The organism is Sphingomonas sp., assembly GCF_030145815.1.
Taxonomy (GTDB): domain Bacteria; phylum Pseudomonadota; class Alphaproteobacteria; order Sphingomonadales; family Sphingomonadaceae; genus Sphingomonas.
Genome location: NZ_JAIXHL010000006.1, coordinates 114,053 through 130,550, shown reverse-complemented (window position 1 = coordinate 130,550; position 16,498 = coordinate 114,053). Strand labels below are relative to the sequence as shown.

The window sequence follows — 16,498 nt, the reverse complement described above, 5'->3', positions numbered from 1 at the left end:
GAGGGTGGCCTGCCCGTCCCGCATCGGCACAGGCGTTAACGATCCTTTAGGGATGGCCGAAAGTGTAAACGGCGCGTTAACTTCCTGCCATGCGACGCGACCTCATCCTGACCGGCGCCAGCCGGAGCCACCCCTTTCGGGCCAACCTCCCCCATGTACGCGCGCAGGTGCGTCGCCGTGAGGATGATGGCGACCTCAAGCTGTTCGCCATGAGCTTCACGGCGTTCTTTGTCTGTATCTACACGTTCATTTTCTGAACGGCCCGCGCTGCGTTAGTCGCAGGCGCGGTGCAGCCGCTGGGCGATCCACGCCGAGATGATCGCCATGCCCGCGACGAACAGCAACTGATCCGCCGGCCCGAAGCTCAATGCGGTGATCGCAATCACCAGCAATGCGCCCAGCACCATCCCGAAGGCGTTGACGATATTGTTCGCCGCCACTGTGCGGGCAGTCTGATCCTTGGTCACGGTGGTTGTGAGGAATGCGTAGAGCGGGACCACGAACATGCCACCAGCGATCGCGATCGCCATCAACGTCGCGAGCACCAGCCAGGCCTGTGGCATCACGATGAAGCCGATCATGTCGTAGAGCTCGCCAGGCGCAGCGGGGATCCAGAAGCGCGATTCAAACGAGAAGGCGACGATGAAGACCGCCATCGCGATCACCGAGATAGGCGAGTATTTCGCCGAAATCTCACCCTTGAGCATTGCGTTGATGATCACCGAGCCGATCGCGACACCGACCGAGAAGGTCGCGATCATCAGGCTGGCGACTTCCTTGGTGGACGTCAGCACATTCTTGGCAAGCGGCGTGAAGATCACAATCAGCACCGCGCCCATCGTCCAGAAGAAGCTGATCGCGCAGATCGCCCAGAACAGGCGCGGGATGTGCATCGTGTTGGCAATGAGCCGCCAAGATGCGGTGAACGGGTTGAAGTTAAGCTTGAGCTTTGCGCCCTGACGCGGTGCGGCGGGGACCATGCGCCCGGTGAACCAGCCGATCACCGCGACGATCAGCGTCAGCCAGCCAGCGGTCTCGATCGATACCCAACCCGCCACCACGGTGCCGAGCAGGATCGAAAGATAGGTCGCGGCCTCGACCATACCGGTGCCGCCGAGGACTTCGTCCTCCTTCAGATGCTGCGGCAGAATCGCATATTTGATCGGGCCGAAGAAGGTGGAGTGGGTTCCAAGCATCAGCACCGCGCCCAGCATCATGCCGACCCCGATCATCGGATAACCGAAATGCGCGACGATGATCCCGCCGCCGCCGAAGAGCATGATCCCGATCTCGGCGGTCTTTACCCACCGGATGATCTGCGCCTTGTCATAGGTGTCGGCGAGCTGGCCGGACAGTGCCGAGAGCAAGACGAACGGGAGCAGCGCGGCGCCGGTGGCGAGCGCGTTGAACATGAATTCCGTCTCTGGATCGTTCAGCACCTGATAGGTGGCGAACAGGACCATCGCAGTCTTGAACAGATTGTCGTTGAACGCCCCCAGGAATTGCGTGACGAACAGGGGGAGAAACCGGCGCTCTTTGAGCAGTCCGAGCGCGTTGTTCATATGCGTGGCGGGCCTTCGTCCGTCGAAACTGGCGCACGCATAGCCGGGGGGCACGGGGTGCGGCAACCGGATATCGTTTTGCCAACAGGGGATGATCGCGGCGGCATGCGGTGCTAGAGGCAGATGATGCTGACGCTGCCTAACGTCCTGACGCTGTCGCGAATCGTCACCGTCCCGCTGCTGGTGTTCTTCCTGTGGTGGCCGCGCTGGGAGGCAGGCTACGCCCTTGGCTTTGCGACTTACTGCCTGATGGGCATCACCGACTATTTCGACGGCTATCTCGCGCGGTCGCGGGGGACGGTGTCGAAGCTGGGCGTGTTTCTCGATCCGATCGCGGACAAGATCATGGTCGCGGCGGTGATTCTGATCCTCTGCGCAAAGGAGCTGATTCCCGGCATCCACATGATCGCCGCGCTGGTGATTCTGTTGCGGGAGATCGCCGTTTCCGGGTTGCGCGAGTTTCTCGGTGGGATCCAGGTTTCGGTGCCAGTATCGGCGCTGGCCAAGTGGAAGACTGCGCTGCAGCTGACATCGCTGGGCGGATTGATTCTGGCGGGAGCATTGCCGGCATGGGGCTGGATCCATGACACCAGCCTGGCAATGTTGTGGGCTGCTGCGGCGCTGACGCTGATCACCGGATGGGACTATCTGCGCGTCGGCTTGCGGCACATGGACAGCTGATGCGGCTACTCTATTTCGCCTGGGTCCGCGAGACGATCGGTGTGGGCGAGGAGGATGTTCAGCCGCCCGAGGCGGTGCGGACGGTTGCTGACCTGATCGACTGGCTGCGCGGGTGTAGCGATGCGCATGCGGCGGCGCTGGCCGATATGACGCGGCTGCGCGCGGCGGTTGATCAGAAGTTCGTCGCGCTCGACACGCAGCTGGGCGCAGCGCGCGAGGTCGCGATCTTTCCCCCGGTGACCGGCGGATGATCCGCGTTTCGGTCGACACCGCGCCGATCGATGTCGGGATCGAGTTGGCCGGGATCGCGGAAAGCGGCGCGGGTGGCATCGCCAGCTTTATCGGCGTGGTGCGCGGCGATGACGGGGTGACCTGCCTGGAGCTTGAACATTATCCCGGCATGACCGAGGCGGTGCTGTGCGACCTTGCCGAGCAGGCGATGGCGCGCTGGGGGCTGGTCTCCGCCGTCGTCGTGCATCGCGTGGGGCCGATGGACCCGGGCGAGCGGATCGTGCTGGTCGCGACCGCAGCCGCGCATCGCGGGGCAGCGCTGGAAGCGTGTGCGTTCCTGATCGATCGGCTGAAGACCGACGCGCCCTTCTGGAAGCGGGAGCATCGCGGGAGGGCGGTCAGCTGGGTCGACGCGCGGGAGAGCGACGGGCAGGCGGCGGCGCGCTGGGCCGTTTAGGCACTACTCGCCCCGGATTGAGCGAGCACCTCCGCCAGCAGCCTGAAGTCCCGTTCCCGCGGGCTTGCCTTGCGCCAAACCAAGGCGATGCGGCGCGACGGATTGTCGGCCTGAAGTGGGCGTGCCGTGATATGGGTGTGGTCGAGGATACCGGCGGCGATCGCCATTTCGGGCAGCATTGTCACGCCCAAGCCGTTGTCCACCATCTGGACCATCGTATGCAACGACGTACCCAGCATCGTCGCTTCGGCGCGCAGCTCCGGGCGGTTGCACGCGGCAAGCGCGTGGTCCTTGAGGCAATGCCCGTCCTCCAGCAGCAGCAGGCGCGTCTCGTCGATTTCGCTGGCGGTCACGCTCGCATGAACGGGTTCATATTCACCTTCCGGGAAGGCGACGAACAGCCGATCATCGAACAGTGGCGCGGTTTCGACATCGCCACAGGCATAGGGGAGGGCGAGCAGGACGCAATCGGTGCGACCGGTGTGCAGACTTTCGCACGCAGCACCGCTCGGCTCTTCGCGCAGGAACAGCTTGAGGTCGGGATAGTCGCGGCGGAGCCGGGGCAGGATGCGCGGCAGCAGAAATGGGGCGATGGTCGGGATCACACTCATCCGCATTTCGCCTGAAAGCGGCCGCCCGGCGGCGCGGGCGAGGTCGGCAAGTTCATCCGCCTCGCGCAACACGCGGCGCGCCTTGTCGACGATGCGCTCGCCCAATGGCGTGAAGCGGACGACACGCCGGGTGCGCTCTACCAGCACGACGCCGATCAGTGTTTCGAGTTCGCGCAGGCCCGCCGACAGGGTAGACTGGGTGACGAAGCATGCCTCGGCGGCGCGTCCAAAATGGCCGTGGTCTTTCAGCGCGACGAGATATTGCAGCTGCTTGAGCGTCGGAAGGTAAGTCTGCGCCATGATCGATCCAATCGATTGATGGCGCGGATATAAGTGGTGTTTACGATAACGCCACCCCCGCATTCCACGGGGGCGGCGTCATCGGGGTTTAGGCAGCCGCGGCCTCGATCTCTTCGGCGGGGAGCCGGATGAGGTAATCGAAGGCCGAAAGTGCGGCGGTCGAGCCTGCGCCCATCGCGATCACGATCTGCTTGTACGGAACGGTGGTGGCGTCACCGGCGGCGAAGATGCCCGGCTGGCTGGTCTCACCGCGCGCATCGATCTCGATCTCGCCGCGCGGGGTGAGCGCGACGCTATCCTTGAGCCATTCGGTGTTGGGGACGAGGCCGATCTGCACGAAGATGCCTTCTAGCGCGATGTCATGCTCGGCGCCGGTATTGCGGTCCTTGTAAGTCAGGCCGGTCACCTTTTCCGCACCATTCACGCGGGTCGTCAGGGCCGAGGTGATGACCTGAACATTCGGCAGGCTGCCAAGCTTGCGCTGAAGCACCGCGTCGGCGCGCAGCTGGCTATCATATTCGATCAGCGTGACGTGACCGACGATGCCGGCAAGGTCGATCGCTGCCTCGACACCCGAATTGCCGCCGCCGATCACCGCCACGCGCTTGCCCTTGAACAGCGGGCCGTCGCAGTGCGGGCAATAGGCTACGCCCTTGTTGCGATATTCGTCCTCGCCGGGCACGCCCATCTGGCGCCAGCGCGCGCCGGTCGAGAGGATGATCGTCTTAGCCTTGAGGCTCGCTCCGTTGGCCAGCACGACCTCATGCAATCCGCCTTCACGCGCAGCCGGGATGAGTTTTTCCGCGCGTTGCAGGTTCATGATGTCGACGCCGTTTTCCTTGACGTGACCTTCGAGCTGGGCGGCAAGCTTGGGGCCTTCAGTGTAAGGGACCGAGATGAAATTCTCGATGCCCATGGTGTCGAGCACCTGGCCACCGAAGCGCTCGGCCGCGATACCGACGCGCAGGCCCTTGCGCGCGGTATAGATCGCCGAGGCCGCGCCCGCGGGGCCGCCACCGACGATGAGCACGTCGAACGGCTCCTTGGCGGCAAGCTTCTCGGCTGCCTTGGCCTCGGCACCGCTGTCGAGCTTGGCGACGATCTGCTCCAGCTCCATCCGACCCGAGCCAAACAGCTCACCGTTCAGATATACGGTGGGAACGGCGAGCACCTGGCGTGCATCGACCTCATCCTTGAACAACGCGCCGTCGATCGCGACGTGGCTAATCTTCGGGTTCAGCACCGCCATCAGGTTGAGCGCCTGCACCACGTCGGGGCAGTTCTGGCAGCTGAGCGAGAAATAGGTTTCGAAGTGGAGATCGCCGTCGAGGCCCTTGACCGCTTCGATCACGTCCTGCGCCGCCTTGGACGGGTGGCCGCCGACCTGGAGCAAGGCGAGCACGAGGCTGGTGAATTCATGCCCCATCGGGATGCCGGCGAAGCGCACGCCGATATCGGTGCCGGCGCGGCGGATCATGAAGCTGGGCGTACGCTTGTCGTCATCCTTGCGGATCAGCGCGATCTTACCCGACAGGCTCGCGATTTCGGTGAGGAGGCCTTCGAGCTCCCGCGACTTCGCATCGTCGCCAAGGCTCGCGACGAGTTCGATCGCCTCACGGATATGGACGAGATAGCCTTCGAGCTGTTGCTTGAGGTGCGCGTCGAGCATCGGGGAAACTCCTTGAACTGAAATCAAAACGGCCCGGGGCATCGGTGAGGAGAGCCCTGGGCCGCGTTCGCACCCGCCAAACTGGGGGAGGGGCGGGTGCGATTAAGCGTCCGGCTTAGATCTTGCCGACGAGGTCGAGCGACGGGGCGAGGGTGGTTTCGCCCTCTTCCCACTTGGCCGGGCACACTTCGCCGGGATGCGCCGCAATATACTGTGCCGCCTTGATCTTGCGGAGCAGTTCGGCCGCGTTGCGGCCGACGCCTTCGCTGGTGATCTCGACCAGCTGGATCACGCCTTCGGGATCGATCACGAAGGTACCGCGGTCGGCGAGGCCCTGACCCTCACGCAGCACGTCGAAATTCTTCGACAGCGTGTGGTTCTGGTCGCCCAGCATGTAATAGTTGATCTTGCCGATCGCGGGCGAGGTGTCGTGCCATGCCTTGTGGCTGAAATGCGTGTCGGTCGACACCGAATAGACCTCGACGCCCATCTTCTGCAGGGTCGGGTAGATGTCGGCCAGATCCTCCAGCTCGGTCGGGCAGACGAAGGTGAAGTCGGCCGGGTAGAAGAAGAACACAGCCCACTTGCCGCGCACGTCGGCGTCGGTGACCTCGACGAACTTGCCTTCCTTGAATGCGGTTGCCGTGAACGGCTTGAGCTCGCTTCCGATGAGCGCCATTTTCTGTTCTCCTTTGGATGGTGCAGTGCAGCTTGTGCAATGCCGCATATAGGGTGCGGCGCAGCACATCCAAATTGGAAGAGTCGCTATGGCTGATCGATCAAATCAATCAGCCGGGCGCAGTTAATCGGTTTTTCAGGTGATCGCGCGATAGACGCTGTAGCTGCTGGTCAGGGTCAGAACGACTCCCACCAAGATTAGCAGCGTCTTGGTCGGGACCCGCTTGGCAAGGATCGCGCCGAACGGAGCGGCAATCACGCCGCCAATCAGCAGGCCCACGACGGCCTCGGTAAATGCTGAGAATCCCAAGTGGAAAATGAAGGTGATCGACACCGACAGGGTCAGGAAAAACTCGACGCTGTTGACCGTGCCGATCGTGTAGCGCGGCTGGGTTCCCTGAATCAGCAGGTTGCTGGTAACGACCGGGCCCCAACCGCCGCCGCCTGCCGCATCGAGGAAACCGCCGGCAAGCCCGAGCGGCTCGACGATCTTGGGCTCGCGATGGTGGCGGGTCGGAAAGCTGATGCCGCGCCACAGCAAATAAATGCCGATCAGCGCAAGATAGCTCATGACATAAGGCCGCGTGACCGAGGCATCGAGCGTGCTGAGCAGATAGGCGCCGGTAACGCCGCCGATCACGCCGGGGATCAGCAGTCGGAAGAACAGCTTCCACTTCACATTTTTGTGGATTGCGTGGCTGATTCCCGAAACGCCGGTGGTGAAGCATTCGGCAAGATGGACCCCGGCGGACGCCGTGGCAGGGGGCACGCCGAGAACGCTGACCAACAAGGTGCTCGAAATCACTCCGAACGCCATGCCGAGCGCGCCATCGACGATCTGTGCGGCAAAGCCGACCGCGATGAACGGAAGCAGGGCCTGGACATCGAAACCTTCAAACATGCACGCACCTGCTCTGGATCGGCCGCTTGATGTGCCGGGCGGCGACAATTCCCACAAGATACATCGTGTTTAGCCGCGACAAGCGAAATCCTCGCCACGCTGGAATTGCCGAACCGACCTCACTAAATAGGCGGCTGTTCGAAAAGGGGCCTGATCATGTTCGGCGGCGTCGCAGCCTATCTCGATTCTATCCGCGCCCGCGACCCGGCGCCGCGCAGCCGTGCAGAAATCCTGCTCTACCCTGGGGTGTGGGCGCTGTTCTGGCACCGCGTCGCGCATCGCCTGTTCCGCGCCCGGCTGTTTTTCCTGGCGCGTGCGGTGAACCATCTGTCGCGCTGGCTGACCGCGATCGACATTCACCCGGGGGCCACGATCGGGCGCAATTTTTTCATCGACCATGGCTTTGTCGTGATCGGTGAGACGGCCGAGATCGGGGACAATGTGACCATCTATCAGTGCGTCACGCTGGGCGGGACCAGCCCCGACAATGGTGTGGCGGGCAAGCGCCATCCGACGCTTGCGGACGGGGTGATCATCGGGTCTGGCGCGCAAGTGCTCGGCCCCATCACGGTTGGCCCGCGCGCCCGTGTCGGGGCGAATGCCGCGGTGACCAAGGATGTACCCGAGGGCGCGGTGATGGTCGGCATTCCGGCCAAACCGACCCTGGTCGAGGCGGAGGCGTGGAAGAAGGACTTCGTCCCCTACGGTACGCCGTGCAGCGAACTGTACGATCCGGCGACACAGAAGCTAGAGCTGATGCGCTGCGAGCTTGAAACGATGCGCAAGCGGCTCGACGACTTGCTGGCTGAGCGTGCGGCCGAGCGCCAGCCGGAGCAGCGCGACCGGGCGTGAGCGCGAACGTCACGCCATTTCCCGCACGGGGCGCACCGAGCCAGGTCGGGTTCGACCGGGCCGAGCTGATGCGGATCCTGGACCTATATGGGCGGATGGTCGCGGCGGGCCATTGGAGGGATTATGCGATCGACCTGGGTCGCGACGCCGCTGTCTTCGCTGCGTTCCGCCGCACCGCCGAGCGGCCCGAGTTTCGGGTCGAGAAACGCCCGGCGCTGCGCAACCGTCAGGGCATGTGGGCGCTGGTCAACGAATCGGGCGCGGTGCTGAAGCGCGGCCATGAGCTCGGCCCGGTGCTCGCCCCGGTCGAGCGGCGGCTGATGAAGCTGGTCGAAGACTGACCGGCCGCAAATCAGGCGGTAAACCGCTTGGTAAAGCCCTTCACATTGCCGAGTTCGGCGGGATGCGTGTCAACACGCTCGACATGCGCCATATTCGGCCCCTCGCGGCAGCGGTCGACAAAGGTGTCGAGCGCAACATCCTCGCCATCCGCCAGTATCTCGACCCGTCCGTCCTGAAGGTTGCGAACCCAACCGGTTACGCCCAGCTGGCGCGCGGTGCGCACCGCCCAGTCGCGATATCCGACGCGTTGCACGCGCCCTTCGATCAGCAAACGCTGAGCCGTCATGTGATACTCCCCGCATACAGGTACGCCTGAACTGCGCACGCCGATTCCATAGTCTGTTGCGGGGTCGTGCGCACAGTCCTGCCCGGCGCAGCAACAGGGCGGTTCGGCGCGCTTGGCGGGAGAGACTGGTCGGGAATGGCTCAGTTTGCGCAGTGCGAACCTCTACACCGACAGGTTTAAGGGACATTGCGGATCGACCACGCCCGATGGATTGGCGTTTACGCCGTGTCGACCGGCTTGAACCGGCGGGCATGATGGAGGGTGCTGCTTGGAGCAGGATAAGGACCGGTTGCTGGAGCTGCTTGCGGAATGCGCCGCCAAGATGCTCGCCGCTTCCGACCCGCGCCGCATGATCGATTACCTGTTCGATCGCGTGCGGGAGGAACTGCGGATCGACGTCTATTTCATTATCTGGTCGATGGGGACTCAGCGCTTCGGCTTGAGGGAAGCGGAGGATTGACGCCCGCGCAGATCGAGTTGGGACAGAGGCTGGCGTTCGGACAGGCCGTCTGTGGCGTCGTCGCGCGCGACCGGGTCCCCTGCCTCGCCGAAAATGTGCTGGCCAGCTCCGACCCAATGACCGAATTTATCCGCGCCGTGGGGCTCGACAGCTATGCCTGCACGCCGCTGATCCATGGGGAAACGCTGATCGGCACGCTGGGGTTTGGGCGGCGCGCGCCCGAGCCGTTTTCAGCAGCCGAGCTTCAGTTCCTGCGCACGATCTGCAGTTATGTCGGGGTGGCGCGCAACCGACTCGACGTGCAGGCCGAAATGATGGCGACGATCCAGGCGCACGAGACGCTTGCCGCCGAACAGGCGGGCTTGATCGAGCGATTGATGATCCAGTCTGCAGGCGCCGACCTGACGATGATCGCGCACGAAATCGCGCAGCCGCTATCGGCGGCGTCCAACTATATCGTTGTCGTACAGCGGGCGCTTGAGGGCGTGCGCGGAACTGCGGGACTGGCCGAATTGTCGCATGCACGCGCGGAGATCGACCGATGTTCGCAGATTGTCGTGCGCATGCGCAGATTGTTGCAAAGTGGCGAAATCAACGCCGAGTTCGCCGATGTGCGGCTGTTGCTCGAGGATGCGTTGAGGATGGTTGTGGCCGGGCGTCCCGAGGCAGAGTCGATCGTGGCGGTACATGTCGATGCGGGGGTTGGCGATATCCTGGGCGACCGGATTCAGCTGGTCCAGGTGGTCGCCAACCTGCTCAGGAACGCGATACAGGCTGCGCCGGCTGACAATGCCCCCCATGTCACGATGCGGGCACGCGCGGCGGGCGACTGGATCGAGATTTCGATCGAGGACAATGGGCCGGGATTTTCTTCCGAGGCCCTTCCCCAACCCGGCGTTTCGACCACCGGCGGCAGCGGGGTGGGGCTGTCCGTGGTCAAGCGAATCCTGGCGGCGCACGACAGCGACGTGCACCTGGGCCGGGCGGTCGGCGGGGGTGCCTGCATCAGTTTTCGCCTGTTGCGGCGCGATGCGTTTGCCGGGGATGAATCGGTCGGGGAACGCGCGCTGGTCAGGCCGGATTGAACGCGCCGTCCTCACCCATCAGGTGCAGGATGCCGTCGCTGATCGCGAAGTATGCGCCGTGGATCGTCAGCTTGCCCGCCGCTTCGCGCGTCGGAACGAACGGGAAGGTGCGGAGGTTCGCGATCGAGGTGCGGACGGTTTCCAGCTCCATTTCGCGCGATGCCTGTGGACCGTCGCCATATTGCGCCTTCACCCGTTCGCGCGCCTCGTCGAGCAGGCTGACCCAGGCATGGACGAAGCCGCCATCGCCCGGCGGGCTGTCCTGAAACATTTCGGTCAGCGCGGCATGGGCACCGCCGCACATTCCGTGGCCCATCACCACGATCTCCTCGACCTCGAGCTTGGTCACGGCGAATTCGACTGCGGCGGAGACGCCATGGCGACCACCGTCATTATCGAACGGGGGAACCAGGTTCGCGACATTGCGCACGACGAAAATCTCGCCCGGTGACGTATCGAAGATCTGGGCGGGCTCGACGCGACTATCGGAGCAGGCGATGACCATCACCCGGGGGCTCTGCCCTTCGGACAGTGCGGCCCAGCGGTCGCGCTGCTGGCGCCAGCCGCTTTCCCTGAACCGATGATAGCCTGCGACGAGATTAGTGAATCTGGTTTCCGTCACTCGAACTTCGCGCCTCGTACCACTTCGACCCGGCTGATCACCAGCAACAGCCCATGGCTGTCGAGCAGGTCGGACAGCGTGTCGGTTAGTCGCTCAGCGCGCGTTCGGGAAGTGATTGTCAGAAATAAGATTTTGGCCTGTGCGCCGCTGAGTTGATCGTCGCGCCATGGGCCCGACGCACCAAGCCCGCCGAGCGATGGAAGCAGGGTGTAACCATTGATGCCGACATCCCGAGCAATCTGTTCGACTCGCCGCAACAGCGGTTGGTCCACCAGGATCTCGACGCGAACCCGCTCGACGGTGTCCGTCATGTGCCCAGCATCCTCGCCACCGTGGCAATCAGGGGGATGCCGATCACCACATTGAATGGGAACGTAATGCCCAGCGACATAGCGAGATACAAGCCAGGATCGGCGGCAGGCAAAGCAAGGCGCATGGCAGCCGGCACCGCGATGTAGGACGCACTCGCCGCGAGTACGCCGAGCGCTGCGGCGGAGCCGATGTCGAGACCGATTGCACTACCGACCGCTACCCCGAGCATGCCGTTGGCCACCGGGATCAGCAGCGCGAGCGTGGCGAGACGGACCGTCAGCGCACGCGCTTCGCGCAGGCGCCGCACCGCAATCAGCCCCATGTCGAGCAGGAACAGGCACAGGATGCCGCGAAACCCGCCTTCAAACACCGGGGCCACCGGGGCGAATCGGTCGGGACCCGCGATCATGCCGATGACGAAGCTGCCGACGAGCAGGACGACAGCGCCGTTGAGCAGGACCTCATGCCACAGCCCGCTTCGTTCATCGACGCGCGCCGTCGCACCGCTAGCGCGCCGCGCCAGGAGCAGGCCGGTGACGATCGCTGGGGTCTCCATCAGGGCCAACGCCGCGACCATGTAACCGGCTGGTGGTGTGCCGGCGATCCGCAGCATCTCCGTCGCGGTGACATAGGTGACCACGCTGACCGAGCCATAGTGCGCGGCGACCGCACCGGCATTGGTGGAGTCGAGCCGGCCAAAACCGCGCAACAGGCCGAACACCGGGATCGGGATCAGAAAGCTGAGCGCAAGCGCGGCGAGCGCGGCCCAGATCAGGCCCGCCTCCAACCCATGGGCGGCGACACTGACGCCGCCCTTCAGCCCGATCGCGGCCATCAGGTAGAGCGACATCGCCTTAGCGATCGGCTCCGGGATCGCCAGATCGGATCGGGCCAGCGCGGCGAATGCGCCGAGCAGGAAGAACAGGATCACCGGGCTGAGAAAGGGTTCGACGAAGCTCATCGAGCGGGCGCGTTACCGCTGACGTTACGGGGACGCAAGGCGCAAAGCCCCCGGTTGGAAAATGCCGCGCGGGACGCTATCTGCGCGCAATGAACGATCCCACGCCCGTCGCGCGCCCCGCCGAACCTGCTGCCCGCCAGCGCAAGCCTGACTGGATCCGCGTCAAGGCGCCGACCTCGGCCGGCTTTGCCGCGACGCGCGCGCTGATGCGTTCGAAGAGCCTTACTACGGTGTGCGAGGAAGCGGCGTGCCCGAATATCGGCGAGTGCTGGAGCAAGAAGCACGCGACCGTGATGATCCTGGGCGACACCTGCACCCGTGCCTGCGCCTTCTGTAACGTCAAGACCGGCATGCCGCGTGCGGTCGACCCGATGGAGCCCAACAACGTCGCCGACGCGGCGGTGCAGATGGGGCTGGAGCATATCGTGATTACCTCGGTCGACCGCGACGACCTGCCCGATGGCGGGGCTAAGCAGTTCGTCAAGGTGATCGAGGCGATCCGCAAGGCGTCGCCGAGCACGACGATCGAGATCCTGACGCCGGATTTCCGCAACAAGCATGAGGCCGCGGTCGAGATGATCGTGGCTGCGCGGCCGGACGTCTATAACCACAATCTCGAGACCGTACCGCGGCTCTATCCGACGATCCGCCCCGGTGCGCGCTATTATGCGTCGATCCGGTTGCTGGAGCAGGTCAAGAAGCTCGACCCGTCGATCTTCACCAAATCGGGCATCATGCTGGGGCTGGGCGAAGAGCGACTGGAGGTTCATCAGGTGATGGACGACATGCGCAGCGCCGACATCGATTTCCTGACGATGGGGCAGTATCTCCAGCCGACGCCGCGCCACGCCAAGGTGCAGGACTTCGTGACTCCGGCGGCGTTTGATGCCTATGCCGCGATCGCGCGGGCCAAGGGGTTCCTGCTGGTCGCGTCCTCGCCGCTGACCCGGTCGAGCTATCACGCCGGCGATGATTTCGCGAAGATGAAGGCGGCACGCGATGCCAAGCTCGCAAAGGCGGTGGTTTCCGTCTGATGCCGCGTCACGCCGAGACTCGCCGGCTGCCCTACACGCCGGAACAGATGTACGATCTGGTCGCCGATGTCGGCCGTTATGCCGAGTTCCTGCCCTGGGTCAGCGCGGTGCGGGTCCGGTCGAATAGTGAGACCGAGATGGTCGCGGACCTGATGGTCGGGTTCAAGGGGCTGCGCGAAACCTTTACCAGCCGGGTGCAGAAGCAGCGGCCGGGGCATATTCGGGTCGAATATCTCGAAGGCCCGCTCAAGCACCTGCACAATGACTGGAAATTCCGGCCCGATGGCGAGGGCGGGGTGCTGGTCGATTTCGAGGTCGATTTCTCGTTCAAGAACCGCGTGTTTGAAATGCTCGCGGGGCAGGTGTTCGACCGTGCGCTGCGGATGATGATCGGCGCGTTCGAACAGCGCGCGGCGGCGCTTTACTCTGAGTCGGCGGCGGGCAGCAGCAGTTCGAGCGCGCACAACGCCGCCTGAAGGCGCACGCCGCCGCGGCCGAGATCGCCGAAGTCGCGGGTGTCGGCGACGATGACCTCTGGGTCCGCCGCCTTTTCGGCACGGGCAAAGACGACATGGCCGACCGGCTTCTTGTCGGTGCCGCCGCCGGGGCCGGCAACGCCGGTAATCGCGACCGCGACGTCCGCGCCGCTTTGCTCTAGCGCGCCCTGTGCCATGCTCCAGGCAGTAGCGACCGATACGGCGCCGAAGGTTTCGAGGACGTCGCGGCTGACCTTCAGCTGCTTGGTCTTGGCGGCGTTGGAATAGGTGATGAACCCGGCGATCAGAATCTCCGACGAGCCCGGAATCTCGGTGATCGCGGCGCAGACCAGGCCGCCGGTGCAGCTTTCGGCAACCGCGACGGTGCGGCCGGCGGCGCGGTTGGCTTCAACGACGCGGCGCGCGGCATCGACGAGTTCGGCGGGGAGAATCGTGTCCATCATTTGGGCCGCGCCATAGGGCAAAGCGGCAGCTTTGGCCCGCTTTTTCGACGGTCGGCGTCGAGCTGTGCCATGCCGACGAACACGCCAGCCAGATTTTTGGGCGGCAGGGGCGCGAGATTGGCGACGATCTTGTCGAGCTTCGGGCAATCGGCGGGTTCGATCATCTGCCCGGCGAGCGGTACGACGATCACCTTGATCGCGGGGAGAACGAACATCGACCCGGCGATGGCCTGCATATCGGGGCCGAGCAGCTTGGCGATGCCGCTGCGTGCCGCCGGAAGCGCCGGGGCGACGCCGGACTGGAGGCGGGCGGCGAAGGCCGGGTTGGGGCGGCGGAGAAAGGCGGAGGGGGGCAGGGCGGTGCAGACGCGGCCCATCTCGCTCACCATGTCGGGCAGCAGCACCTGAAACAGCGCCTCTGCCTCGCCATCGGTTAGGCAGGGGCGCGGCTGGGCCTGAACGCTGGACGCGGCGAGGCCGGTCCAGAACAGGGCGGTGGTGGCGAGGTGGCGGAAACGCATGGACTTACTCCGTCGGCAGCCGCGACGTGGCGGCCCCGTCAGGGCTTTGTAGAGACCGGACAGATATCGAAGTCTGAACCGCTCTTCTTTTTACGTTTCGTTCGCGATGCGGGGCGGTCCGCATCGACAAGCTGTACGATCGCGACGATCGCCCCGGCGAGATTCGCAGCAGGCAGAGGATCCAGCTGGGCGAAGATGGCGTCAAAGCCGCCGCAATTCTTGGCGCGGAGATCTTTTGCAATCATAGCCCCCATCGTGTCCCGGACGAGAGGAAGGACGGCCTCAGTGTCCAAGCCCTCAAATTCGCCGTCGCCGAACCGCTTGAACGCAGCGACGGCTTCGTCCTCGCGGCCAGCGGCCGCCGCCTTGATGCGGTTCACAAGATCGGGACCGCTACGCAGCAGATACGAGTCGGGAGCGAGCGTTCCCGTGCAGGTCTTGACCATCTGGTTGACGAAAGTCGGGCCAATGGTGAGGAACAGCGCTTCCGCCTCTTTTGCCGGCATGCAGTCAGCGGCCTGTGCCTGCGCCGCGTGAACCGACTGCAAGGCCAGCGCGGCGCAGAGTGCGATGCGCAACGGCGTTGCGAATTTGGTCATTCGATATCCCCCTTGATGCGAATGGTAGCCATTGCCTGTGCGGCGATCCCTTCGCCGCGGCCGGTGAAGCCGAGGCGTTCGGTGGTGGTGGCCTTGAGGCTGACCTTCGCGACGGGCAGCTTCAGGATTTCGGCGATGCGCGCGCGGATCGTTTCGCGGTGCGGGCCGATCTTGGGCTCCTCACAGATCAGCGTCAGGTCGATGAAGTCGATGATGCCGCCCGCTGCCCGCACCAGCGACGCGGCGTGGTCGAGGAAGCGGTCGGACGCCGCGCCGCGCCATTGCGGGTCGCTGGGCGGGAAGTGCATGCCGATATCGCCGGCGCAGATCGTGCCAAGCAGCGCGTCGGTGATGGCGTGGAGCGCGACATCGGCATCGCTGTGCCCGGCCAGCCCCTTGTCATGCGGGATCAGCACGCCGCCGAGCCAGAGTTCCTCACCGACGGCGAGGCGGTGCACGTCATACCCCATCGCGCTGCGCGAGATGAGATTGGCGGCATGACGCGCCTCGGCAGCGGCGAAATCGGCGGGGTGGGTGATTTTTTCGAGCATTGCGTCTCCGGGGACGAGGCTGACGTCATGGCCCGCGCGGCGGAGCATCTGGGCGTCGTCGGTGGCTTCGTCGCCGTCGGGCCAGGCACGGTGGGCGGCGAGGATGGCGTCATAGTGGAACGCCTGGGGCGTCTGGATGCGGTTGAGTCCGGCGCGCGGGACATTGTCGCCGAGGGTTTCGCTGCCCTTGGCCAGCGTGTCGGCGACGGGGAGGGCGGGGACCGCTCCGGGGCTATTGTCGAGCGCGGTGAGCAGGGCGTCGATCACCGCTGACGGAATGAACGGGCGGGCGGCATCGTGGATCAGGACGCGGGTCACCCCCTTGCCCTCCAGTGCCTCCAGCCCGGCGCGGACCGAGTCGCGGCGCTCGGCCCCGCCTTGGACGAAGCGGACGTTTTGGAGGGGTATTGCGCGGAGGTGGTCCTGCTGTCCTTCGCCGATGACGATGATGGCTTGGGTTATCAGCGGGTGGGAGGTTAGTGCGGTAACGCTATGAGAAACCATTGGCTTTCCGCAGAGCGGGGCGAACTGCTTGGGCACGGTTCCGCCTGCGCGGGTGCCTTTTCCAGCAGCGACGATGATGGCTGCGGTGGTCATGATGTGACGCTTAGGCGACAGTCGAGCGATGCTGACATGACGCGTTTGAACATGGAAACGCCCGTCACGCGACGATAGCGCGACAATTGCGCGACAGTGCCCGGCAGCAAGGCGACAGTGTCACGACGGCCGGGCGTCGGATGCGCGGCAGCTGCACGAGAGGCAAAAATGGGTAGGGGAAACTGCATTGGATCTGCCTAGCGAGGCCGGGCCGTGTAGGAAAGCAACTCGGGCAATTGTCGAACT

The 16,498-nt window shown here is 64.6% G+C and carries 23 protein-coding genes; 10 read left to right on the top strand and 13 right to left on the bottom strand.

Features of this window, described 5'->3' with window-relative positions:
* Window positions 1–89 precede the first annotated feature (89 nt).
* Window positions 90–257, top strand: a complete 168-nt coding sequence (locus KYX69_RS07275; RefSeq protein WP_300495518.1) for a hypothetical protein — start codon at window positions 90–92, stop codon at window positions 255–257.
* Between the two features lie 15 nt (window positions 258–272).
* Here the strand turns inward: KYX69_RS07275 and KYX69_RS07270 are convergent, their stop codons facing one another.
* On the bottom strand, window positions 273–1,562 hold the full coding sequence (locus tag KYX69_RS07270; RefSeq protein ID WP_300495517.1) for an MFS transporter: 1,290 nt from the start codon (window positions 1,560–1,562) through the stop codon (window positions 273–275).
* Window positions 1,563–1,688: 126 nt separating this feature from the next.
* Here KYX69_RS07270 and pgsA point away from each other — a divergent pair, with 126 nt between their 5' ends.
* Genes pgsA through KYX69_RS07255 form a run of 3 tightly spaced genes read left to right on the top strand, consistent with a single transcriptional unit; the run spans window position 1,689 to window position 2,931 of the window.
* Window positions 1,689–2,243 carry a CDP-diacylglycerol--glycerol-3-phosphate 3-phosphatidyltransferase gene (gene pgsA, locus KYX69_RS07265; RefSeq protein ID WP_300495516.1) on the top strand — a complete coding sequence of 185 codons (555 nt, stop codon included), beginning with the start codon at window positions 1,689–1,691 and terminating at the stop codon, window positions 2,241–2,243.
* Window positions 2,243–2,494 carry a molybdopterin converting factor subunit 1 gene (gene moaD, locus KYX69_RS07260; RefSeq protein ID WP_300495515.1) on the top strand — a complete coding sequence of 84 codons (252 nt, stop codon included), beginning with the start codon at window positions 2,243–2,245 and terminating at the stop codon, window positions 2,492–2,494. Before pgsA ends, moaD begins: the two co-directional genes overlap by 1 nt.
* On the top strand, window positions 2,491–2,931 hold the full coding sequence (locus tag KYX69_RS07255; RefSeq protein ID WP_300495514.1) for a molybdenum cofactor biosynthesis protein MoaE: 441 nt from the start codon (window positions 2,491–2,493) through the stop codon (window positions 2,929–2,931). The genes moaD and KYX69_RS07255 overlap by 4 nt, the downstream gene beginning before the upstream one ends.
* Here KYX69_RS07255 and KYX69_RS07250 read toward each other — a convergent pair.
* The 4 genes from KYX69_RS07250 to KYX69_RS07235 form a co-directional block, all read right to left on the bottom strand.
* Window positions 2,928–3,842, bottom strand: coding sequence for a hydrogen peroxide-inducible genes activator (locus tag KYX69_RS07250; protein ID WP_300495513.1), 915 nt, complete (start codon window positions 3,840–3,842; stop codon window positions 2,928–2,930). The genes KYX69_RS07255 and KYX69_RS07250 overlap by 4 nt on opposite strands.
* Window positions 3,843–3,930: 88 nt before the next feature.
* On the bottom strand, window positions 3,931–5,511 hold the full coding sequence (gene ahpF, locus KYX69_RS07245) for an alkyl hydroperoxide reductase subunit F (RefSeq protein WP_300495511.1): 1,581 nt from the start codon (window positions 5,509–5,511) through the stop codon (window positions 3,931–3,933).
* 115 nt (window positions 5,512–5,626) lie between these two features.
* Window positions 5,627–6,190, bottom strand: a complete 564-nt coding sequence (gene ahpC / locus KYX69_RS07240; protein ID WP_066662779.1) for an alkyl hydroperoxide reductase subunit C — start codon at window positions 6,188–6,190, stop codon at window positions 5,627–5,629.
* A gap of 135 nt (window positions 6,191–6,325) precedes the next feature.
* Window positions 6,326–7,090, bottom strand: a complete 765-nt coding sequence (locus KYX69_RS07235) for a sulfite exporter TauE/SafE family protein (protein ID WP_300495507.1) — start codon at window positions 7,088–7,090, stop codon at window positions 6,326–6,328.
* Window positions 7,091–7,246: 156 nt separating this feature from the next.
* On the opposite strand from KYX69_RS07235, the gene epsC reads away from it, so the two are divergent.
* Both epsC and KYX69_RS07225 read left to right on the top strand, forming a co-directional pair.
* Complete coding sequence (gene epsC / locus KYX69_RS07230) at window positions 7,247–7,942, top strand: serine O-acetyltransferase EpsC (protein ID WP_300495505.1); 696 nt, start codon at window positions 7,247–7,249, stop codon at window positions 7,940–7,942.
* A complete protein-coding gene (locus KYX69_RS07225) occupies window positions 7,939–8,283 on the top strand; it encodes a DUF2794 domain-containing protein (protein WP_300495504.1) in 345 nt (114 codons plus the stop codon). Before epsC ends, KYX69_RS07225 begins: the two co-directional genes overlap by 4 nt.
* Before the next feature lie 11 nt (window positions 8,284–8,294).
* Here KYX69_RS07225 and KYX69_RS07220 read toward each other — a convergent pair whose 3' ends face one another.
* Complete coding sequence (locus tag KYX69_RS07220; RefSeq protein ID WP_300495502.1) at window positions 8,295–8,570, bottom strand: acylphosphatase; 276 nt, start codon at window positions 8,568–8,570, stop codon at window positions 8,295–8,297.
* Between the two features lie 268 nt (window positions 8,571–8,838).
* Here KYX69_RS07220 and KYX69_RS07215 point away from each other — a divergent pair, with 268 nt between their 5' ends.
* Together KYX69_RS07215 and KYX69_RS07210 are read left to right on the top strand one after the other, a co-directional pair.
* On the top strand, window positions 8,839–9,030 hold the full coding sequence (locus tag KYX69_RS07215; protein ID WP_300495499.1) for a hypothetical protein: 192 nt from the start codon (window positions 8,839–8,841) through the stop codon (window positions 9,028–9,030).
* On the top strand, window positions 9,027–10,115 hold the full coding sequence (locus KYX69_RS07210; protein ID WP_300495497.1) for an ATP-binding protein: 1,089 nt from the start codon (window positions 9,027–9,029) through the stop codon (window positions 10,113–10,115). Before KYX69_RS07215 ends, KYX69_RS07210 begins: the two co-directional genes overlap by 4 nt.
* Here KYX69_RS07210 and KYX69_RS07205 read toward each other — a convergent pair.
* From KYX69_RS07205 to KYX69_RS07195, 3 genes are read right to left on the bottom strand one after another with little or no spacing between them, the layout of a single operon-like run.
* Window positions 10,102–10,737 carry a carbonic anhydrase gene (locus KYX69_RS07205; RefSeq protein ID WP_300495494.1) on the bottom strand — a complete coding sequence of 212 codons (636 nt, stop codon included), beginning with the start codon at window positions 10,735–10,737 and terminating at the stop codon, window positions 10,102–10,104. The genes KYX69_RS07210 and KYX69_RS07205 overlap by 14 nt on opposite strands.
* Window positions 10,734–11,048, bottom strand: a complete 315-nt coding sequence (locus tag KYX69_RS07200) for a hypothetical protein (RefSeq protein WP_300495491.1) — start codon at window positions 11,046–11,048, stop codon at window positions 10,734–10,736. Before KYX69_RS07200 ends, KYX69_RS07205 begins: the two co-directional genes overlap by 4 nt.
* Window positions 11,045–12,010 (bottom strand): sodium-dependent bicarbonate transport family permease, encoded by a 966-nt coding sequence (locus KYX69_RS07195; RefSeq protein WP_300495489.1) that lies wholly within the window; start codon window positions 12,008–12,010, stop codon window positions 11,045–11,047. The genes KYX69_RS07200 and KYX69_RS07195 overlap by 4 nt, the downstream gene beginning before the upstream one ends.
* An 89-nt stretch (window positions 12,011–12,099) precedes the next feature.
* Here KYX69_RS07195 and lipA point away from each other — a divergent pair, with 89 nt between their 5' ends.
* Complete coding sequence (gene lipA / locus KYX69_RS07190; RefSeq protein ID WP_300495488.1) at window positions 12,100–13,044, top strand: lipoyl synthase; 945 nt, start codon at window positions 12,100–12,102, stop codon at window positions 13,042–13,044.
* Window positions 13,044–13,520, top strand: coding sequence for a type II toxin-antitoxin system RatA family toxin (locus KYX69_RS07185; RefSeq protein WP_300495486.1), 477 nt, complete (start codon window positions 13,044–13,046; stop codon window positions 13,518–13,520). The genes lipA and KYX69_RS07185 overlap by 1 nt, the downstream gene beginning before the upstream one ends.
* On the opposite strand, the gene KYX69_RS07180 is transcribed toward KYX69_RS07185, so the two are convergent.
* From KYX69_RS07180 to KYX69_RS07165, 4 genes are read right to left on the bottom strand one after another with little or no spacing between them, the layout of a single operon-like run.
* Window positions 13,466–13,984 carry a CinA family protein gene (locus KYX69_RS07180; RefSeq protein WP_300495484.1) on the bottom strand — a complete coding sequence of 173 codons (519 nt, stop codon included), beginning with the start codon at window positions 13,982–13,984 and terminating at the stop codon, window positions 13,466–13,468. The genes KYX69_RS07185 and KYX69_RS07180 overlap by 55 nt on opposite strands.
* Entirely contained in the window at window positions 13,981–14,505 is a 525-nt protein-coding gene (locus tag KYX69_RS07175) for a hypothetical protein (RefSeq protein WP_300495482.1), read from the bottom strand. The genes KYX69_RS07180 and KYX69_RS07175 overlap by 4 nt, the downstream gene beginning before the upstream one ends.
* 38 nt (window positions 14,506–14,543) lie before the next feature.
* A complete protein-coding gene (locus KYX69_RS07170; RefSeq protein ID WP_300495481.1) occupies window positions 14,544–15,104 on the bottom strand; it encodes a hypothetical protein in 561 nt (186 codons plus the stop codon).
* Entirely contained in the window at window positions 15,101–16,252 is a 1,152-nt protein-coding gene (locus KYX69_RS07165) for a bifunctional 2-C-methyl-D-erythritol 4-phosphate cytidylyltransferase/2-C-methyl-D-erythritol 2,4-cyclodiphosphate synthase (protein WP_300495479.1), read from the bottom strand. Before KYX69_RS07165 ends, KYX69_RS07170 begins: the two co-directional genes overlap by 4 nt.
* Window positions 16,253–16,498: the final 246 nt, after the last annotated feature.